The following is a 20,488-nucleotide window of genomic DNA, read 5'->3' on the forward strand; positions in this document are numbered from 1 at the left end:
CAACAAAATAATATATACACTAGTAACATCTACATCAGATTTTATAATTTTGTCAAGTAGTTAAAGTCATATAAGTTCGCGCAGGCGTACTTCTTTTGAATAGGCGTTATTTCTAAGATACTGTTACTCAATTCGTGTAGGGGTTTAAGCCTTCACAAAACTCTTGATTTTGGACTATTATCCCGCCCTGCAATCAATTAATTGGGGGCTAATAGCTCAACTACTTTAAAACGCGCTAAGTATGGTCAGGTAATCAGGATGTAAGATTAGAAATTCTATGAGCTTAAAAAAAATTTACAATTATTCTTTAAATTATTTATTAACTTCCTGATTTTGGCTTGTCTAAATTTTAAAATAATCACAACAATCAGACAGCGTGATCGCTAAAACTATGATTGTGCTTAGGTTTCCTCGAAGCACACATCCTGATAATCAGCAGAGTAACAAAAGAATATTTAGATAATTTGGCGATCGCATCTCATAACTCGAAAGCTGATTAGCGACCAACAGCTTGTTGATACTATTCTCAATTGCCAGATGTGAACATATTGAGAGAATGCCCTTTTTACTTCAATATTATTAAGACATATAGGCGTTCATATCTAGACTCAAAAGATATTAGTCTTTCTGTGAACTAGTTTCAAATATACTGTCTGGTCTTTTGTTAGAGATATCTAGATAATAAGCGGCTTATATGAAGTTGTTATGATAAAATTCTTTCACTGTAAAAATTTTAGCGTGACTAAATATTGTGCATTTAGTCTGCCTAGTATGGACGCTAAATAGATAGAAAGATATGAAAATTAATACGGCTAGACAGTTCAGTTCCCCAGAAAATATATCTGATAGTGATTCATCTGCACCTTTGTCGGTAGCAGAGGCTGTAGTTAAGATATTGGAAGAACTAGGAGTGCTATATGCATTTGGTGTCTCCGGGGGTGCGATCGCGCCACTGTGGGGTGCATTGCATAATAGTTCTCTGCAAGTACTCCACTTTCGGCATGAAGCAGGAGCTGCGTTTGCAGCGACAGAAGCGTATTTTGCTAGCGATCGCCCAGTAGTAGTATTTACTACCACAGGACCAGGAATTACGAATGCTTTGACAGGAATATTAGCTGCCCGTTGGGAAGGTGCTAAGGTTATTTTGCTGTCAGGTGCAACACCTTCACCACGACGCGGACGCTGGGCTCTCCAAGAAACTAGCACCTACACTATATCTAGTACAGGCCTTTTGACTTCAGGGAGAATATTTAATTATGCAACTACTCTGGAATCTAGTGATGAACTTCCAGAAATTGCACGAAGACTTGCCCTTGGCTTTGCACGATCTGGAGGATTCGTAGCCCATCTGAGTATCCCTAAAAACATCCAGACAAGCTTAATCAAAGAATCGTTACCAAAGGTAGCTTTGTCTTACGCTTTGCCAAGCGCCAGTGATCAAACAATGGCAGAATGTGCGCGATTGCTGTCTGAAGGATCTTTTGCAATCTGGGTTGGGTTTGGTGCGCGAGGTGCGGCGGCGGAGATTCTTCAACTTGCTGAAAGAACAGGGGCTGCTGTCATGTGTTCACCCCGTGGTAAGGGTATTTTTCCCGAAAATCATCCTCAATTTGTGGGCGCTACAGGCTTTGGTGGACATGGATCAGTTCTAGTCTACATGCAAGAGCAACGTCCTTTGCGTACGCTCGTACTTGGAACACGCCTTGGTGAACTTACCTCTTTCTGGAATCCGGCGATGATCCCTACACGAGGATTTGTGCATGTTGATCTGAACGCAGAGGTTCCAGGAACAGCATATCCATCTGCTGAGACGTTTGCTATCCAGTCTGATGTTGGAATGTTTCTCAAAGGACTGCTGAAATACTTCCCAGAAAATATAGGTTCCTCATTAGCGATCGCTTTGCCTCATCCTAAACGTGATTTCATCGAACCACAAGCAGACGGTTTGGTGCGACCTCAATTTTTGATGGATGTAATTCAACGGCTAATTGTCGAGGAAACAGATTTACTGCTCATGGCAGAGTCTGCTAACTCACTGGCTTGGGTAAATCCAATACTACAATTTGCCAAACCGGGCCGCTTTCGTGTCAGTACTAGCTTTGCGTCTATGGGACATTTTGTTACAGGTGTCGTGGGTGCAGCTTTAGCACGTCAAGGTAAAGCAGTAGCCATTGTTGGAGATGGTGCCATGCTCATGAACAACGAGGTGAGTACAGCTGTAAAATATCAAATTCCTGCCATCTGGATTGTACTCAATGATGGGCGCTATAACATATGTGAACAGGGAATGACGTATTTAGGTTTTAAGGGCGTAGATGCAACAATTCCACAGGCAGATTTTGTCAAAATTGCCCAAGGAATGGGGGCCGATGGTATCCGTGTTGAAAGGGAATGTGACATCCAGGCGGCATTAGAAAAAGCGATCGCAGCTCCTTGTCCATTTGTAGTTGATGTACTCATCGATCCCACCCAAATACCATCATCTGAAGGCCGTTATCAAAGTCTGATTTCACAAGGCGCTACAAATTATTAAATTAATTATTTCACTTTGTTTAATAGGGCAATTCAACTATGGTGTATCCTCCAGTAGGCATTCGTTCGCTCGCTATCAGTTTGCCAAGCATTAAACGTACAAGAGATTATTACATAGAAAAATACCCAGACTTAGTGGCTCAATCGGAGCAAAAAAGTCTGGCAAAGCTGTTTTCTCTGACTGGCTCTACTCCCAGTAATGAGTTTGACCTAGAGATGATGCCTTATTTGTCTGATCCTTTTCGTGGAACGGTTGAGCAGAGACTGCTTGGACCAGGGGAGTCCTCCCTGACACTAGAATATGATGCAGCAACAAAAGCTCTTGAAGCAGCCAAGCTTTCTCTTGACGATATTGATCTCATGCTTGTTGCTTCAGTCTGGCCTGAACAAATTGGATTTGGCAATGCTGCCTTTCTTGCCCAGCAACTTGAATTTCAGGGTGCGGCTTGGAATCTAGATGCAGCGTGTGGAGTAACACCAGTTGCACTTCAGACTGCCTGTGCCTTGGTGCGAGGAGGAGAGTACAAAAAAGTGCTTGTGGTTGTCTCATGTACGTACTCTCGCTTTTTCGATGAACGCGATACTATCTTCTGGTGTATTAGTGATGGTGCTGGGGCTTTTGTTGTCGATACACTCGAACAAAATCAGGGAGTTTTAGGTACAAAAACAATTAATACACAACTATTGTGTAACACTTTATTCTCTACAATTTCAGAAGACGAACAGGGTCATCCACTAGTTCGTATGCAGATTGGAAAAGAAGCAAACAAGCTCTTCCGAGAAACGGCTGTGGATTTTCTCCGTACTTGTTGTGAAGGTGCTGCTAGTGCAGCTGGTGTAACCCTAGAGCATATCGACTTTTTTCTTTTTAATACACCTACAGCTTGGTTTGCACGCTTTTGCACACGTGTACTTGGCATTGAACCAGAGCGGACAATCAATATTCATCCACAATATGCAAATATTGGATCTGTACTCTCTTTAGCTAATATGTACCATGCTGCACAGTTGGGTAAAATTCGTGAAAATGACTTAGTCCTGCTCTATGGATTTGGTGCAGCAGGTGTAGCCTCTGCGAGTGTGATGCGCTGGGGAAATGTGGCTCTAGGTCTTGATCCTCTTAGAGAAACAGACTCAACAGTGAAAGTTTCTGAAGGCAGTAGGTATGTATCTTGTTGATTAAATACTCTTGGTTTGTAGTAAGCACTTAAGTGCTTACTGCTTATATATCTGTATTTTTTATTTAGATAATCGGTATAATACCGAAAACATATCTAAGGTTAGCTGTGCAAAGAAAATTCTTGGCAGCAGGGTTTCTTTTATTGTCTGTTGCTTTTCCACTCAAAGTTTTAGCAAAGAGTTATGACGAAATTTATATATTTGGTGATAGTTTCTCTGACACAGGTAATGTATTTAATGCCACAGGTGGAGCTATCCCGCCCAGCCCATATTTTGATGGGCGTTTTTCCAACGGTTCAGTTTGGGTGGAATATCTCGCCTCTGATTTAGGGATAAATTTTAATCCACAGACCAACTTTGCTTTTGGAGGTGCAACCACAGGGTTTGATAATATTGGCTTGGCAGGTTTACCAGGATTGCAGCAACAAATTAATAGCTTTACAACAGCAAATGCGACTGCTGATCCGAATGCTCTTTACATTGTCTGGGCTAGTACGAATGATTATATAAAGTATTTTTTTGGTGATTTTCCCGATCCGACTCAGACAGTCACAAATATATCAACTGCGGTAGAATCACTGATTGCTGTCGGTGCTAAAGATATTATGGTGGTTAACCAACCCGATTTAGGAAAATTCCCAATTACAGAAGGAAATAATCAAACTTCTGATGTACTTAGCAATTTGATCAGTACACATAACTCCAACTTGACCGCAAGCATCAATTTATTGGATGAGCAATTAAGTCCAAATATCAATATTATTGGTCTTGATGTTAATTCCTTATTTAATAGGATCATTGCAGATCCACAGGAATTTGGTTTTACCAATGCGACTGACTCTTGCATTCCAGGAGACTTATCAGTTGTATCTATAAATCCTCCCACACAACCAGTTAACTGTACCCCAGATACATTTGTGTTCTGGGATCAACTTCATCCAACGACTGCTACTCATAAGGTAATTGGAGAATTAGCATTTTCAACACTTAAGAAAGAAAAGGTGCCTGTTCCTGAACCTTCTCCTGTCTTGGGGGTATTAACGTTTGGTGCTTTAGGTGTAGTTTCTCTACTAAAAGGTAAGGGACGATAATACTATAGGGTTAATCGGTTTACTTATGTAATAACTGCTCCTAAAGCTTTTAAAGAAGCTTTCTGCGCTTCTGTGATACCAATAACATTGGAAATATTTGCACCTTCATATGGTCTCTCATTCCTTAAAGTTTTAAGGCACTCTCCAGTGTTAACGTCCCAAAATTTAATCGTGTCATCTTGGCTACCACTTGCTAGTATTTGACCATTGGGACTGAAGACAACAGACCAAACTAATTGTGTATGTCCCTCCAGAGTTTTAATGCATTGATTTGTGCGGAGATCCCAAAGCTTCACAGTTTGATCTTGACTACTACTCGCTAGCATGGAGTTATCTGGACTAAAGGCTACTGAGTATACAGAACTGGTATGGCCGTTCAAAGTTTGAACACATTCTCCAGTTTTGACATTCCACAGCTTTATCGTTTGGTCGGTACTACTGCTAGCTAGTATATGGCCATCAGAACTGTAAGTTATGCACCAGATCCAATTATTATGTCCAAAGAATGTCCGGATGCATTTCCCTGTTGCAACATCCCATAATTTCACTGTTTTATCGTGAGAACCAGTAGCAACGATTTGACCATTTGGATTGAAAGCAACAGACCATATCCGGTCAGTATGCCCTTCTAATATATGAATGCATTGACCAGTGTTAACATCCCATAACCTTGCTGTGTGATCATCATTTCCACTTGCAAGCATTTGACAGTTTGGGCTGAGAGCGACCGATGTGAGCCAATTTGTATGGCCTCGAAAAGTTTTAAGGCATTGACCAGTGTTGACATCCCATAGTTTCACAGTTTGATCTTCACTACCACTGGCCACGATCTGACCATTTGAACCCAGAGCAACCGACGTAACCCGATTTTTATGCCCTCGTAAAGTTTTGAGACACTTACCAGTATTAACGTCCCAGAACTTCACCATTTGATCACCACTTCCACTCACAAGCATGTGACCATTGGCACTGAATGTCACTTCCCATATTCCACTAGTGTAACCTTGCAAAGTCTTGAGGCATTGGCCAGTGCTAATATCCCATAACCTTACTGTTTGGTCACTACTGCCACTTGCCAGTGTGTGACTATCTGGACTTAAGGCAATTGACCATACCCTGCTGCTATGTCCCTGTAAAGTTTTGAGGCAATGACTGGTGCTGACATCCCACAGTTTTAGCGTTTGATCATCTCCTCCACTTCCAAGTGTATGACCATCTATACTAAAGACTATCGAATTTACACAGTCAGTATGACCGTATAATGTATTGATACATTGACCAGTTTCAACATTCCACAATCTCACCGTCTGATCATGACAACCACTAGCTAAGGTTTGACCATCTGGACTGAAGCTAACTGACCAGACTCCACCATGATGTCCTTGTAAAGTTTTGAGGCATTTGCCAGTGCTGACATCCCATAACTTCACCGTTTGGTCATTACAACCACTAGCCAAAATTTGACCATTTGGACTAAAAGCAATTGATGAGACTCTGCCATGATGGCCAGACAAAGTTTTCAGGCATTCACCAGTACTAGCATTCCACAGTTTCACAGTTTGGTCTTCACTCGCACTGGCTAATATATTACCTTTAGGAGAAAAGGCAACTAACGCAATTCCATTACTATGTCCCTGTAAAGTTGCTAGACACTCTCCGGTATTTACATCCCACAGTTTGATGGTTTGATCCTTACCACTGCTAGCGAGGACTTTTCCATCAGGACTAAAGCTAACTGACCACACCCAATCAGTGTGTCCAATACAAACAACCAGTTGTTTGCCATCTGCAACTTGATAGAGGTGAACCTGATTATCAGTGTCCCCCATAGCTAAGAGTTGACCATCAGGGCTAAATGCCACCGAATGAATACCACCAAAGGTTTCCGCAAAAATGCAGTTAGCTAGATCAGCGTGAGCAAAATTTACATTGTGCAAAATTACACTGCGTAGGTCAGCTTGCCAAACAGCAAGATCAGAAAAATCATAGCCGCTTAAATCTGTCTGTAATTGACTAAACAAATTGAGAATATTTCCCGCACTATAGCCTGGTTCTTGAGGTGATTCTTCTCGTAGTTTTGCTAAAATTTGAGTTAATTGTTTTTCAATGCCTCTTTTACTTCTAAAGACAGTGACTAGTTCATTAATTAATGGTTCGAGGATGAGGCGAATTTGAGTTTCTTTGATGTAATCTTTAGCAGTTGCCTTCATTAAGGCGTGACATCTCAAAAGATCGAAATTTTCAGTTGTAATCTCTTCACATACCCGCTCTATCAATACATGAGTGACATACTCCATAACTACAGGTTGGAGAGTGAAAGTAGCAGCACTTTGCTCGATTAGCGATCGCCGAACCAGCGATTCTAGAGCTTCTACTAATTTTTGTGCTGGTGTGGGCGATACGATATCTTCTCGTAAATCTGATAGCGAAACTGGCTCACGATTAATTGCTAGCCAAGACATAATTTCTTTTTCTAGGTTTGATAAGCGCTTAAACTGCTGGTCTAAAACATCACGAATATCTCCAAAAACTGTTGCATCTTGTTGCAGGAATTGAGTCACATGACCACCAAAGACATCTTGAATAGTCGTGGCAATTATCTTTAAAGCTAATGGATTACCTGCATACAGATCAATCATGCTTTTACATTCTTTCTCTGTTGCAGATAGTCCCTTGACTTTCAAAATTTCCTGTCCCTCTTCCACATTTAAACCAGTCAGTAGCAACGAGTGAACAGGTAGCGCTCTCCCTTCCATTAATGCTACTTCTTTGGGTTTTTCCCGGCTAGTTAGCACTAAGCAGCTAGTGTGATCTGCTTCTCCTAGCTGTTTAAATAGCTGACCATATCCCTCATATCCTTCAGGGTAATGTCCAGAGCGATTACCACTGCTGAGAATTGACTCTGTATTGTCAAGAATCACTAGACAACGATTGTTTCGTAAATAATCAAGTAGCCTGGATATGATCTCAGCTAAGTTTTCTGGGAGGTTGCTTTCTGTTTCTTGCTCGTCAGAGAGAAATTGGATGAGATTTACGAGAATAGATTTAATCGGTGGTGCTTCTCTTAGCGATCGCCAGATGACATATTCAAATTCTTCCTGAATCCGTTGAGCAAGCTTTACAGACAAAGACGTTTTACCAATCCCGCCCATTCCTAACACTGCTACAAATCGACACCGCTCATTCAGAATCCATTGCTCTAAAGTGGCAATTTCTTGCGTACGTCCATAAAAAACTGTTGGAATAGTTGCATCTCCCCAATCTATTCGAGTATTTGAGCTGATATAGTCACTTTTATCTAGTTTTAGTTTAAAAACTATAAATAGCTTCTCAAGAGTTTTTTTATCAACCCCGGATTCGCGATTGAGTACTTTTGAGATTGTACTGGGATATAACCCAGTAAGTGAGCTCATTTCTTCAAGTGTATAGCTATTGCCAAAATTTTCCTGTGCTTCTGATGCACGCTTTGCTTCTTGAAGTTTTTGCAAACCTTTGGTAGTAAGTGCAACTCCGCGCTTGCGTCTCCAATTATGTAGACTCATATATTAAAAGTTTAATGATACTGAATTTACTCTGAATAAATTAAATTTTTGCTGAATCAATAGTTTGTCGAAATATACATCAAATAGCTTGCTTTTCTGATAAAATACTTGTTGACAACTCAACTTCAAAGATAGCTAAAATTCTTACTATATATATTACAGCCAATTTTAATGTAATTTTTATAAAATACTTGCTGCACTTGATTTTATGCTTTTTAAATTTTATTTAATAGTTATTGTATATACAATAACAAAATTGCCATGTTTAGGCTAAAAAAGCGATCGCTATCATCTTTGACATAGTATTTACTACTATGATTTAAATATTATAGAAACTGCTGTCAAACTTTAAATTTGGTCAAAAGACAGTAAAAAAGACTTTAAAACCAATTTTTTATAAGCTAGATATATCCGCACGAGCAAAAATAGTAGCAAGATGCCCAACACTTCCAATCTAGATTCTTGGTTTATTTGTCCTAAACCTAATCCAGAAGCCAAAATTCGCTTATTTTGTTTTCCCTACGCTGGTGGTAGCGCAAATATCTTTCGTAGTTGGTCAAATCATCTTCTAGCAACTGTAGAAATCTGTGCGATCGAGCTTCCTGGTAGAGGAATGCGGATTAAGTTACCTTCATTCACTCAATTAGAACCTCTAGTCACAGAGTTAGCAACTGTTTTTAAACCAAAGTTAGATAAACCATTTGCTTTCTTTGGTCACAGTATGGGCGGACTTGTGAGTTTTGAACTTGCTCGTCTACTTCGCAAACAGTATCGTGTAAAACCGAGTCATCTATTTGTATCAGCTCGCCGCGCACCTCAATTTGTTGAGAACAAACCACCGATTCACAGCTTACCAGAGCCAGAATTTATTGAAGAATTACGGCGTTTAAATGGGACTCCAGAGGCTTTACTGGAAAATGATGAACTTATGCAATTATTCATGCCGATTCTACGGGCAGATTTTGCAGTACTAGAAACTTATACTTACACTCAAGAAAAACCGCTGGATTGTCCGATCACTGCTTTTGGTGGTTTGCAAGATCAAGAAGTTACTCCTGATCAAATTAAAGCATGGCAGGAGCAAACAAGCGCTTCTTTTTCATTACATATGCTCCCTGGAGACCACTTTTTTTTGCACTCATTTCAGTCATTTTTACTAGAGATTATTTATCAGAAAATAAATGATATCAATCCCTAATAGGGATTAAGCTCACTGGCAACGTCAATCTTGACTGTGAAAAAAGTAGGCTCAAAATCATTCCTGATAATTATATTCAAAGTTTACGTCAACCTATTAGAAGTTGTGAAGAAGTTCAAAACTAGAACCAGATAAAACTTTCTGTGATTCAATTTTTATCCTTGATCAAAACCTATAGGTTGACGCTAACTCTGTTAAATCATCTGTTACTTACTAACACAGCAATTTTGTGATTGCTCAAGTATTAACCGTAACATCATTGGGAATTAATACATTCTGAGACTGACTAGAGTCTAGAAGCTGATTGGGATCAACATTAATAGATGCCCCTAAGCCTGGTTGGCGTGATCTGATGTATTCACTAAAAAGATTCTGACCAGAAGGCTTGGATTTATTCCAATTTTGGCTGTCATCTATCACACCATTGGCAGAATTGGAATTTGGAATGGTGTTATCCTCTGCTGATGTATTTGAGTAGATCAATCCATCGCTACCTGTTGCATCCGTTGACTGAGTGTAAGTAGAATCACCAATCAAAACGTCGTTATTATTATCACTAGTCAACTGAGTATTGTTGTTGCTTCCGATTAATACATCGTTACTTTCAACATCGTTAGTAATGTTATTTTGTGATGAAGATGTGTCACTCAGTAAAGGATCTTGTGAACTGGATTGAGGAGATGCAGTGACAACCATCTCAAACGCTCCAATGTCAGGTTGACTATCTCTGCTGCTCCCTAGTTGGTCAGTAGTAGGTACACCGCTGACCGTGACACCACTGTTAATAGCAGGACTACTTGATAAAAGGGGATGTACTAGAACTCCTCCAATATCTTGTAAAGGACCAAGCAGAGGATCAACAATTTGACTACCTGCGACAACTTGACCACCGAACTTTGGTCCTGGAAATTCGATATTACCGCCGCCATCCTGTAGTTGATATCCAACCTGTTGTTGTGAAGGGTCGCTAGAAGTATTGTAGGCAACAATCGAGTTGGTGAGGGTAACTGCTTGTGTCGGACTGTGGGTCCAAAATGCCCCATTTGCCCGTCCGGCTTCGTTATAGACGACGGTTGAGTTAGTAATGTTGACGGGGGCAGATTCGTCAGTGTTAATGAACACCGCTCCGCCAGCATCTTCAATTGCTTTATTTCCAGAAAAGGTTGTGTTGGTGATGTTGACTGGCGAAGAACCATCTATCCATAAACCTCCACCCTGCTTTGCAGCTGTATTGTTGGCAACGGTGACATCGTTCATCACGAGTTCACCGTGAACTACCAGTCCACCTCCTCGACCTATGCCGTTAGTATCAAAGTCTGCTGTATTACCAACAATGCTGCTGTCTTCGATAACTATCTTGTCTGAACCGTAACCCCAGAAATAAATTGCACCACCCTGTCCTGTGGTATTATTGTTCTCGAACTGAGAGTTACGAATTGTGATTGTGCCTCCGACAGTAGAATCGGGACCTACTGGGTTTGCTCCATCGATAAAGATTGCGCCACCGTTACTTTCTGAAGTATTGTTAAGAAAAACTGAGTTTTCTACAGTTACTTCACCTAACAGGTTGTATATTGCTCCACCACTGATACCTTTGTTATTGGTGAATTCGCAATCTTTAACAACAAGTACACCGGAACCATAAGTACCGATCGCCCCACCGCTAAATCCAGAATTCCCTAGAGTGCCATCGTTGCTGTCAAAGCTGCTACCAAGGACTGTCGCTTTACTGCCGTGACCGACATAGATAGCTCCGTCTTGCCAAGCACTATTGTTGTTAAAATTACAGTTCTCTACCTGAAGTGTGCCATAGTCCCAGACTGCGATCGCACCACCTCTTCCGTCTGTTCCTGTCACCATTCCGTTGGTGAGGGTGAGGTTTTTTACCGTAGCATTGACATAATTGTTTACAGAAAATATCCGTGTAGTATTATTGCCGCTAATGGTTAAATTTTCTGCCCCTGCACCATCAATCGTTACGTCTTTGGCAATGGGAAGTTCCCCACTAGTAAGTGTGATCGTCTGATTGGCAAGGCTGGGATCAAACTGGATGATGTCTCCTGCTTGAGCAGATTCGAGCGCTGCTCGTAAAGAACCTTCTCCACTGTCTGCATTGTTGGTAACGTTAATGATAGCCATGCTTTGAATTCCCTTAAAAATGAGTGTTTTGAGAGCGACATGTTGAAAAAATCACAATTTTTGTGATTCAGAAGCGATCACGTCATCGTTTCAAACGATGGGAATCACAGACAGCACCCTATTACCGTTACGTGGAAGTTAAAAGTCCTGATGATCTTATATTTGTGACCTATTTTTCAAATTTTGTGTTGATTTTCCACGTAATCTGCTAATTTTCTTTTTCATATATTTTTTTAGTAAACAGGAATTCTTTGTTTAACTACTGATTAAAAACGTGGATATACCGGAATAAATGAAAGATTTTATCCAATTATCTGGGATTTCCAACCAAATAAATTCATCAATCAATGAATAAAACACACCATAACGGAGAAAATCACAGATAAATGCGAAAAAAAGAGGGTTTTTGCGTTAAATTGATAGATATTTTTCTTTGGAAGTTCTGATTCTGGGAATAACTATTTTGATTTTGGGAAGCACCCTGGAAAAATATAAATTCTCGAAGAATCGAGTTTTGGATATTAACAATGCTTCAGAGCAGTAGCACAATTGCGCTATCTAAATCAAGTTTCAGCTTCTGCGGCAGATTTTTGTGCATGTTCTGAACGCATCCAATTTGTAGGAAGCTCCAAGTAATCTGGTAAAACAGTTGTGCGATCGCCTATTGCAAATCTAATTTGGTGTGATTGCAAGTTTTTAGCTCCTGTCAGAGTGGCTCCAGCCAGTTTCACATCACACAAATTTGTGCCAAAGAAGTCTACTCCCATCAGATTTGCATCACAGAGATTGGCTTCATGGAACATTGCTTTTTGCAAGTTGGTTCCCATCAAATTAGCTCCGTAGAGATTGGCTTCTCTCAGGCTAGCTTCAGAGAAATTAGCAAAAAATATCTCTGTGTGTTCTAGTTTGGCTGCATTCAAATTTGCTTGTTGCAAATTTGTTCCATTTAGGTTTGCGCCTTTGAGGTTTGCACCAATTAATCCTGCTTCCTGCAAGTTGGCTTTACCAAGCTTTGCTCCCTGTAAATTAGCAAGAAATAGCTTGGCATGAGAAAGATTTGCCACTTTCAGGTTACAAGATTGCAAATTAGCTTTATACAGATTTGCTTCACAGAAATTGGCTGCACGCAGACTTGCTCCAGACAAGTTTGCTGACCGCAAGTTGGCCCCAGTCAAGTTGGCTCGGTTTAAGTTTGCTCCACAGAGGTTAGCTTCTTCGAGGTTGCATGATTGTAAATCGGCTTCATATAAAACTGTGCCACAAAGTTTTGCGCCTTCGAGTTTTGCCTCAAATAAGTTAGCTTTCTGGAGGTTAGCTTTTGTCAGGTTTGCTCCCCGTAGGTCTAAACGTTGTAAGTTGGCATTCGATAGGTCTACTCGCCTAATGTCGGTATTCCTTAAATCGAGTTTTTGATTTTCTTGATCTTGTTCCCAGTTGCGTCTGCCAATTACGGTTAAGGCTGCTTGTAAATCTGTGGATACTTTGGCAACTTTTGCCAGTTCTTCTACAGAATTTTCCTGTTCTGATTTGATACTGCTATTTTCTCGGACAAATGCAGTCAGAATTTCCATAATTGTCCAGTATTGTTTCGGTGAATCCTGGGCAATTTTTTCGAGGGCATAAATTGCCCCGATCCGGGTTGCTACGTGTTCATGTCCTAACTGGGTAATGGCTGCTGTCAAACGCTCTGCAATCAAGCGTTCTTGGGCTAATTCTAGATTCTGAATGCCAATTTCGTTATTTTTTTCGGCTGCGATCGCACTCTTTTTCAATGCTTCGGTGCGCTTGGCTGCATAATAAGCATTAATTATCACTGCTAACCCTATAAATAAGCTGGCTGTTGTGTTTAACGCTTGATTCCTGCTGACTATTTTTTGTTCATTTGATAATCCCTCAACTTGTGAAACAGCAAAGAATATTACAGTTGGTGATAGGCTAAACAAAATTGCGATCGCTATCAACCAGCTTTTAAATCCATCTGTCTTCCTGCCAGACATATGGCTAGTAATCCTCACTACATAGAATTATTACGGACAATATTGAAAAAAAAGAGTATATCATTTGTCAACAAATTTCAATATCTATCATAAGGTGCAATCAAAATATTAATCATTGGGTTTGTAATTGTCTATTGATTATTAATTGTTATGTCAATGTGTCACAATCTAGCTATACATAGCACTCAATTCCTGCTACATAGGTCGGCACAAATGTAGAGACGAGAAATTTCGCGTCTCTACAGGTTAGGGTCGTTATTTCTCATTTGTCATTGATCATTGGTCATCAGTTATTGGTAAGGGTATTAAGATGTATTTACTTTTCGTAACTCGCATTACGTTTATTTCCACTTACATACTTATGTAGAGGATTTCTATAGGCGTAACTTCAAGTGTTGTAATCACCAAGTAAAAGGGTTTTACTATTGAGCCATGATGCCAAGAGGTTAATTTTTGCTTTTTAATAATATTTGCTCAAAGAAAAATTCTTTTAACCAAAATACTGAACCAAATTATACTCACCAATTCTAAAAAATCATCTCTAAACACCTCAATATATGCAGCAATCTATACAGCCAATTACTAAAGATTTAGTATTGATTGGTGGTGGTCATAGCCATGCAATAGCTTTGTTGATGTTTGGAATGAAACCTCTTAATGGAATCCGATTAACTTTAATAACTGATAAAGTTGATACACCTTACTCTGGGATGCTACCAGGGCATATTGCTGGTTTTTACAGCTATGAACAATGTCATATTAATTTGCGACAACTTACGAATTTTGCCAAAGCACAATTATATATTGACCAAGTCATTAATCTTGACCTGGAAAACAAAAAAGTTATTTGTGCCAACTGTCCAGAAATAGCATTTGATCTACTGTCAATAGATATTGGCAGCACTCCAGCCACAATTTTTGTTCCAGGGGCAGCAGAATATACAATTGGGGCAAAACCAGTGTCACATTTACTGCGTAACTGGTATCAACTACTAGAAAAAGTAGATGATCATCAGCAAGAGGCTTTGAGTATTGGGATTGTAGGGGGAGGGGCTGGTGGTGTGGAATTAGCGTTATCGATGCAAGCTCATTTGTATCAGGCGTCCAAAGTATATCCCCTCAAATTCTCCTCAAAAAGAGAAGTTATGCATAATAATACACCAAAACAGGGAGATTTGGATATTCATTTATTCCAGCGTGATGCTCAACTTATGCCCAATCATCATTGGTCTGTACAGCATACAGTCAAGCAGCTTATGATCAAACGCGGGATTAAACTACATTTAGGTGAGAGTGTATGTAAAGTTGAACCAGGTAAAGTTATATGTAAATCTGGGTTGACGGTAGAGTGCGATCGCATTTTTTGGGTGACACAAGCCTCAGCACCACAGTGGTTAAAAGCAACTGGATTAGCGACTGATGAGCAAGGCTTTATTTTGGTAAGTGACACATTGCAATCTTTGTCTCATCAGTACGTTTTTGCTACAGGGGATATTGCCACAATGGTAAATCATCCACGTCCGAAAGCAGGAGTCTTTGCAGTTCGTCAAGGTAAACCTTTATTTGAGAACTTACAACGATTTTTATTAGACAAACCTCTCAAAGCTTACATACCACAAAAACAATATTTAAGCTTAATCAGTACCGGTGACGGCAGAGCGATCGCCACACGCGGATGTTTGACTTTACCACCTCACCGATTATTGTGGCAATGGAAAGACTGGATTGATCGTCGCTTTATGGAACAGTTTCGTAGGGAATAAGGGATTGGGGATTGGGGATCGGGGACAAGGGAAGGGGGAGTGTGAAAAACATTTGGAGGTATTTTGCCAAAAGCTCAAGTTCACGGAATTGAATTGTTTTATCACATTCATGGAACTGGCGAACCGTTAATATTAATTGCTGGATTTGACTCTGATAGTTCCAGTTGGTCGGTGCTAATGCCATTTTTGGTCAAATACTATCAGGTGATCCGGTTTGATAATCGGGGAGTGGGGCAAAGTTCCGCACTAAACACTCCCTACACCATTCAGCAAATGGCTGCTGATACTTTTGCCTTACTTGAGTACCTGGAAATTTCTCAAGTGCATGTAGCAGGTCATTCGATGGGGGGTCAGATTGCTCAAGAACTCACATTAGCACATCCTGAAAAAGTTCAAAGTCTCATCCTGCTATCATCTTGGGCAAAAGGAGACAGCAAATTTCAGGCAATAATTGAGTTGTGGGGCGATTTGACCTCAAAGTTAAATCCGGTACTTTATCAAACAACCTTATTGCCCTGGTTATTTAGTGATAGATTTTATGCAATTCCAGGAGCGATCGAACAAATTATTAATCAAATCCAGAAGTACCCATATTTACCAGAGCCTGACGCACTTTATCATCAAAGTCAAGCTATTCTCAACAGCGATACTTCCGAACGTCTTGCCAGTATTCATGTTCCTACCTTAGTGATGGTGGGTGAACAAGATATGATCACACCAGTAAAATTTTCTGAACACCTCGCTCAGGGTATTCCAAATACTGAACTTGTGATTCTTGAAAAATTAGGACATGCCTGTTTTATAGAGTCTCCAGAGGTCGTAGCCCAAGAAATGCTCAAATTTTTAACAAAGCACTAGTACTCCGCCCGATTAGCAGGTGTTCGTAGTGAGGACTTTAGTCCTCAAGAAAGGACTAAAGTCCTTACTACAAACCTATCAAAATTAGTGTGGTGCAGTACTAGTAGTAGTCCGTAGAGTGTATTACGCCGTAGGAATCGCGCACCTTGAATTGTTGATGGTGCGTTGCGCTGCGCGACAACACACCCTACATTTAAATTTATTAACATAACTGGAAATATTAGCACCGACTTACTTATGTCTCCTGAATTTGTGATCTAACGACACAAGTTCGTGATCTAACGACACAAGTTTGTGATCTAACGACACAAGTTTGTGATCTAACGACACAAGTTTGTGATCTAACGACACAAGTTTGTGATCTAACGACACAAGTTTGTGATCTAACGACACAAGTTCGTGATCTAATGACAGCTAGTTGTGGAATAGCTTCATGTACGTTTCAAGCGTAGAGATATATTTACTTTGCTGTTAAGTAGGGGCTACTTTCCAAAAATTGATATTAGCGATACCTTACGGCAAGTCGCTGCGCGTCTACGCAAACATTGAATAAATGTAACAAATTTGAAAATTTCTAGTTATTCGATATGAGAAATGATATGACGTAGGTCTTTGCTGGTGAACTTTATTTGTGTGACCCTGCTTGGAAGCTTTACCTCGCTGTGGTCAAATAAATAGATTAATAGATTTAGGGAATGTTCGCACTGATGAAACAAAGTATTGCTCGGACAACAGCATTTTTGGCTTCTTGTACTCTCCTACTCACAGCTTGTGGTGGTAACACTGGTACAAACACTAGTACCAATAACAATAATACAAATACCGCTACCACCACCTCAACAACAACGGGTATATCTGGCCCCATACCTATCGGTATTGCCTTTGCCCAGACTAGCAATGTCGCATTACTTGGTCAAGAAGGAGTTGCAGGTGCAAAAATTGCTGAGAAATATTTTAATGACAAAGCCGGCGTTAACGGTACAAAGATTAAGCTGGTATTTCAAGATGCTGGTGGTGATGAAGCGGGAGCAATTAACGCTTTTCAAACTTTAATTAATAAAGATAAAGTTGTCGGTATTGTCGGCCCGACTTTATCACAACAAGCCTTTAGTGCTGACCCTATTGCTGAACGGGCAAAAGTACCAGTAATTGGTGCATCTACTACAGCTAAAGGTGTTCCCGAAATTGGTGATTATATTGCTCGTGTATCTGCACCAGTTTCTGTTGTTGCACCTAATTCTGTGAAAGCTGCATTAAAACAAAATCCTAAGATTAAAAAAGTAGCAGTTTTTTATGCTCAGAATGATGCTTTTAACAAATCAGAAACTGAAATCTTTCAAAAAACAGTTAAAGATCAAGGACTAGAAGTAGTCACGGTTCAAAAATTTCAAACTACTGATACCGATTTTCAAGCTCAAGCTACCAATGCTCTGAATTTAAAACCAGATTTAATTATTATTTCTGGTTTGGCTGCTGATGGTGGTAATTTAGTACGGCAGTTACGAGAATTAGGATACAAAGGCAATATTATTGGTGGTAATGGTTTGAATACATCAAATGTATTGTCTGTTTGTAAAGCTCTCTGTGATGGCGTGATGATTGCTCAAGCTTACAGTCCTGAACATCCAGGAGAGATTAACGCCGCATTTCGGAAAACGTACGTAGAGCAATACAAAAAAGAACCACCCCAATTTAGCGCTCAAGCTTTTACAGCAGTGCAGGTGTATGTAGAGGCTTTGAAAGCTTTAGATCAAAAAACCAAAATTAACACCCTTCCTGTAGCTAAAGTGCGGACAGAATTAAATAAACAGATACTCGCAGGTAAATACAATACACCGCTTGGTGAAATTTCATTTAGTCCAGAAGGTGAGATTGTACAAAAAGATTTTTATGTTGCCCAAATCAAGATGGAAAAAGATGGCAACACTGGTAAATTTGCATTTATTAAATAGTTGCAATTATGGATATATCTCTATTTTTGCAGCAGTTTTTAAATGGGTTATCTATTGGTAGCGTCTACGCTATTTTTGCTTTAGGATATACCCTGGTTTACTCAATTTTGGGTATCATTAATTTAGCTCATGGTGCTATTTTTACCCTGGGTGCATATTTCACCTATGCACTCATTGGTGGGAGGTTTGGATTTAATGGTTTGCTAGCCAATGCAGCTTTACCTGTGCAATTACCTTTTGCTTTAGCTTTAATTTTGGGGAGTATTTTGGCGGGATTAGTCGGGGTAGCGGTAGAAAGAATTGCTTTTTTACCCCTGCGTCAACGGGGTTCCGATCCTTTGCTGACGGTTGTTTCTAGCTTGGGTGTAGCAGTGGTAATTGTCAATTTAATTCAGTATTTAGTGGGTGCAGAAAGTTATACTTATCCAGGAAATACTTATGGCAATTTACCACCTGCAATTAACTTCGGTTCCCAAGCAAATCCGATTCCGATCCGCACTGTACAGGTAGTGATTTTTGTTGTTTCTATGGTATTTGTTGCCATCTTGACTTATTTTATTAGTCGCACAAAATACGGTAAAGCGATGCAAGCGATCGCAGAAGATGCAACAACCGCCAGTTTATTAGGAATTAACTGCGATCGCTTTATTATTCTGACGTTTTTTATCAGCAGTTTTTTAGCAGGAGTCGCGGGAACTTTAGTCGCCTCTAGTGTGAGTATAGCTGGGCCTTATTTTGGTATTGGTTTTGGTTTGCGCGGGTTAGCAGTAATTGTCTTGGGTGGTTTGGGTAGTATTCCCGGTGCGGTGTTAGGGGGTTTGGTAATTGGCTTAGTGGAAGCATTTGTTCCGGGCGAATTTTCTGGCTACAAAGATGCTATTGCTTTTGGCATTTTGTTTATTATGCTCTTAGTTAGACCACAGGGTCTGCTAGGAAAAAGATTTATTCAAAAGGTTTAAATCTATGACGACAAGCACGAAACAAAAACTTACTTTTGATCAGTTTATAGACAATTATCCAGAAGAAGGTTTTTATGAATTAGTGAATGGAGAAATTATCGAAGTGCGTTCAACTAGAAATCATGATGATGTCGCCAACTTTCTTTTATTTGCTTTTAACGATGAAATTAGACAACTGAAGTTAAATTATGTAGTCAACAATACAGCAGTATTTAGAACTATAACTGCGTCGGGTACAGAACAAGGACGCAAACCGGATGTCAGCGTCATTAACCGAGATACATGGCGTTCCAATCGATCTGATTATTCGGCACTTGAAGAACCGATTCAGTTAGCTGTAGAAGTCACATCAACAAATTGGGAAGATGACTACATCGATAAGTTGGACGAATATCAACGTTTAGGCATTTCTGAATATTGGATTGTAGATTATTTGGCAATTGGTAAAAGGGAATATCTAGGAAATCCAAAAGTTCCAAGTGTGTTTGTCTTTTTGCTAGATACAGATGGAAAATATCAGCTGACAAAGTTTACGGGTACAGAGCGAATTATCTCGCGGACTTTTCCAGAATTATCATTAACAGCAGAACAAGTATTAACAGCTTGAATAATCTCATTTTTTTGTTCGTAGTGAGGACTTCAGTCCTCAAAATAAGGATTCACGCCCTTAATCAAATTTACTTTTTATGATTATTGATCCAGAAAAAGTACCTACTGAAGCACGTTCCAATTATCCCGATGAATTTAAACCTAAAGTAGCAGGAAGAATTCGGCAACGCTTAGGCAATTTTGCCGGATTGAAAAACTTCGGGGTAAATTTAGTGAAATTAGAACCTGGAAGTTCTTCTGCTTTAAGACATTGGCATTCATGTCAAGATGAATTTATCTATGTTTTAGAAGGCGAGTTGACATTAATTACAGATGCGGGTGCAGAAGTTCTCAAACCAGGAATGGCGGCGGGATTTCCAGCAGGTGAAGCCAACGGACATCATTTAGTAAATCGTTCTTCAACAGTTGCAGTTTATTTGGAAGTAGGCGATCGCACTCCCAATGATGAAGCTAGCTATCCCGATGATGATTTAATTGCAAAAGCTAGTCCTGATGGCAAATCTATAATTTTTGCTCATAAAGATGGAACGTAACCGTTCAGGGGGTAGAAGAGAGATAGCCAAAAATGAAGCTCAAAATCTGATAAATTAAGTGGAATGGAACACAAGTGCGCCAATCAGCTAGAGCAGATATCCCAGGAAGATTGGGGAAGAACTCCAAACAGCGTCA

Annotated in this window: 13 protein-coding genes; 10 read left to right on the forward strand and 3 right to left on the reverse strand. The window is 39.9% G+C overall.

All coding sequences use genetic code 11. The features are described from left to right. Positions 1-796 precede the first annotated feature (796 nt). The 3 genes from ACE1AT_RS25710 (at position 797) to ACE1AT_RS25720 (ending at position 4,802) form a co-directional block, all read left to right on the forward strand. A complete protein-coding gene (locus tag ACE1AT_RS25710) occupies positions 797-2,533 on the forward strand; it encodes a ScyA-related TPP-binding enzyme (RefSeq protein ID WP_374873568.1) in 1,737 nt (578 codons plus the stop codon). A 38-nt stretch (positions 2,534-2,571) separates the two neighbouring features. Further along, positions 2,572-3,711: a 3-oxoacyl-ACP synthase III family protein gene (locus ACE1AT_RS25715; RefSeq protein ID WP_374873570.1), complete on the forward strand. Its 1,140-nt coding sequence runs from the start codon at positions 2,572-2,574 to the stop codon at positions 3,709-3,711. A gap of 107 nt (positions 3,712-3,818) precedes the next feature. Next, positions 3,819-4,802: an SGNH/GDSL hydrolase family protein gene (locus ACE1AT_RS25720; protein ID WP_374873572.1), complete on the forward strand. Its 984-nt coding sequence runs from the start codon at positions 3,819-3,821 to the stop codon at positions 4,800-4,802. Between the two features lie 23 nt (positions 4,803-4,825). On the opposite strand, the gene ACE1AT_RS25725 is transcribed toward ACE1AT_RS25720, so the two are convergent. Continuing rightward, entirely contained in the window at positions 4,826-8,344 is a 3,519-nt protein-coding gene (locus ACE1AT_RS25725) for an NB-ARC domain-containing protein (protein ID WP_374873574.1), read from the reverse strand. A 436-nt stretch (positions 8,345-8,780) separates the two neighbouring features. On the opposite strand from ACE1AT_RS25725, the gene ACE1AT_RS25730 reads away from it, so the two are divergent. Next, complete coding sequence (locus ACE1AT_RS25730; protein ID WP_374873576.1) at positions 8,781-9,542, forward strand: thioesterase II family protein; 762 nt, start codon at positions 8,781-8,783, stop codon at positions 9,540-9,542. A 237-nt stretch (positions 9,543-9,779) separates the two neighbouring features. Here ACE1AT_RS25730 and ACE1AT_RS25735 read toward each other — a convergent pair whose 3' ends face one another. After that, complete coding sequence (locus ACE1AT_RS25735) at positions 9,780-11,681, reverse strand: choice-of-anchor Q domain-containing protein (protein ID WP_374873578.1); 1,902 nt, start codon at positions 11,679-11,681, stop codon at positions 9,780-9,782. A 563-nt stretch (positions 11,682-12,244) separates the two neighbouring features. Then, positions 12,245-13,678, reverse strand: a complete 1,434-nt coding sequence (locus ACE1AT_RS25740; RefSeq protein ID WP_374873580.1) for a pentapeptide repeat-containing protein — start codon at positions 13,676-13,678, stop codon at positions 12,245-12,247. A 557-nt stretch (positions 13,679-14,235) separates the two neighbouring features. Here ACE1AT_RS25740 and ACE1AT_RS25745 point away from each other — a divergent pair. The 6 genes from ACE1AT_RS25745 to ACE1AT_RS25770 all read left to right on the forward strand — a co-directional run bounded on the left by ACE1AT_RS25745 (position 14,236) and on the right by ACE1AT_RS25770 (position 20,352). Continuing rightward, positions 14,236-15,441 (forward strand): FAD-dependent oxidoreductase, encoded by a 1,206-nt coding sequence (locus ACE1AT_RS25745; RefSeq protein WP_374873582.1) that lies wholly within the window; start codon positions 14,236-14,238, stop codon positions 15,439-15,441. Between the two features lie 63 nt (positions 15,442-15,504). After that, positions 15,505-16,299 (forward strand): alpha/beta fold hydrolase, encoded by a 795-nt coding sequence (locus ACE1AT_RS25750; protein WP_374873584.1) that lies wholly within the window; start codon positions 15,505-15,507, stop codon positions 16,297-16,299. A 707-nt stretch (positions 16,300-17,006) separates the two neighbouring features. Then, positions 17,007-18,251: an ABC transporter substrate-binding protein gene (locus tag ACE1AT_RS25755; protein WP_374873586.1), complete on the forward strand. Its 1,245-nt coding sequence runs from the start codon at positions 17,007-17,009 to the stop codon at positions 18,249-18,251. Between the two features lie 8 nt (positions 18,252-18,259). Further along, on the forward strand, positions 18,260-19,210 hold the full coding sequence (locus ACE1AT_RS25760; protein WP_374873588.1) for a branched-chain amino acid ABC transporter permease: 951 nt from the start codon (positions 18,260-18,262) through the stop codon (positions 19,208-19,210). A 4-nt stretch (positions 19,211-19,214) separates the two neighbouring features. Next, positions 19,215-19,817: a Uma2 family endonuclease gene (locus ACE1AT_RS25765; RefSeq protein ID WP_374873590.1), complete on the forward strand. Its 603-nt coding sequence runs from the start codon at positions 19,215-19,217 to the stop codon at positions 19,815-19,817. 79 nt (positions 19,818-19,896) lie between these two features. Next, positions 19,897-20,352, forward strand: coding sequence for a cupin domain-containing protein (locus tag ACE1AT_RS25770; protein ID WP_374873592.1), 456 nt, complete (start codon positions 19,897-19,899; stop codon positions 20,350-20,352). The last annotated feature ends 136 nt before the right edge of the window (positions 20,353-20,488 follow it).

The organism is Pelatocladus sp. BLCC-F211 (genome assembly GCF_041928655.1).
In the GTDB taxonomy this organism is placed as follows: domain Bacteria; phylum Cyanobacteriota; class Cyanobacteriia; order Cyanobacteriales; family Nostocaceae; genus Pelatocladus.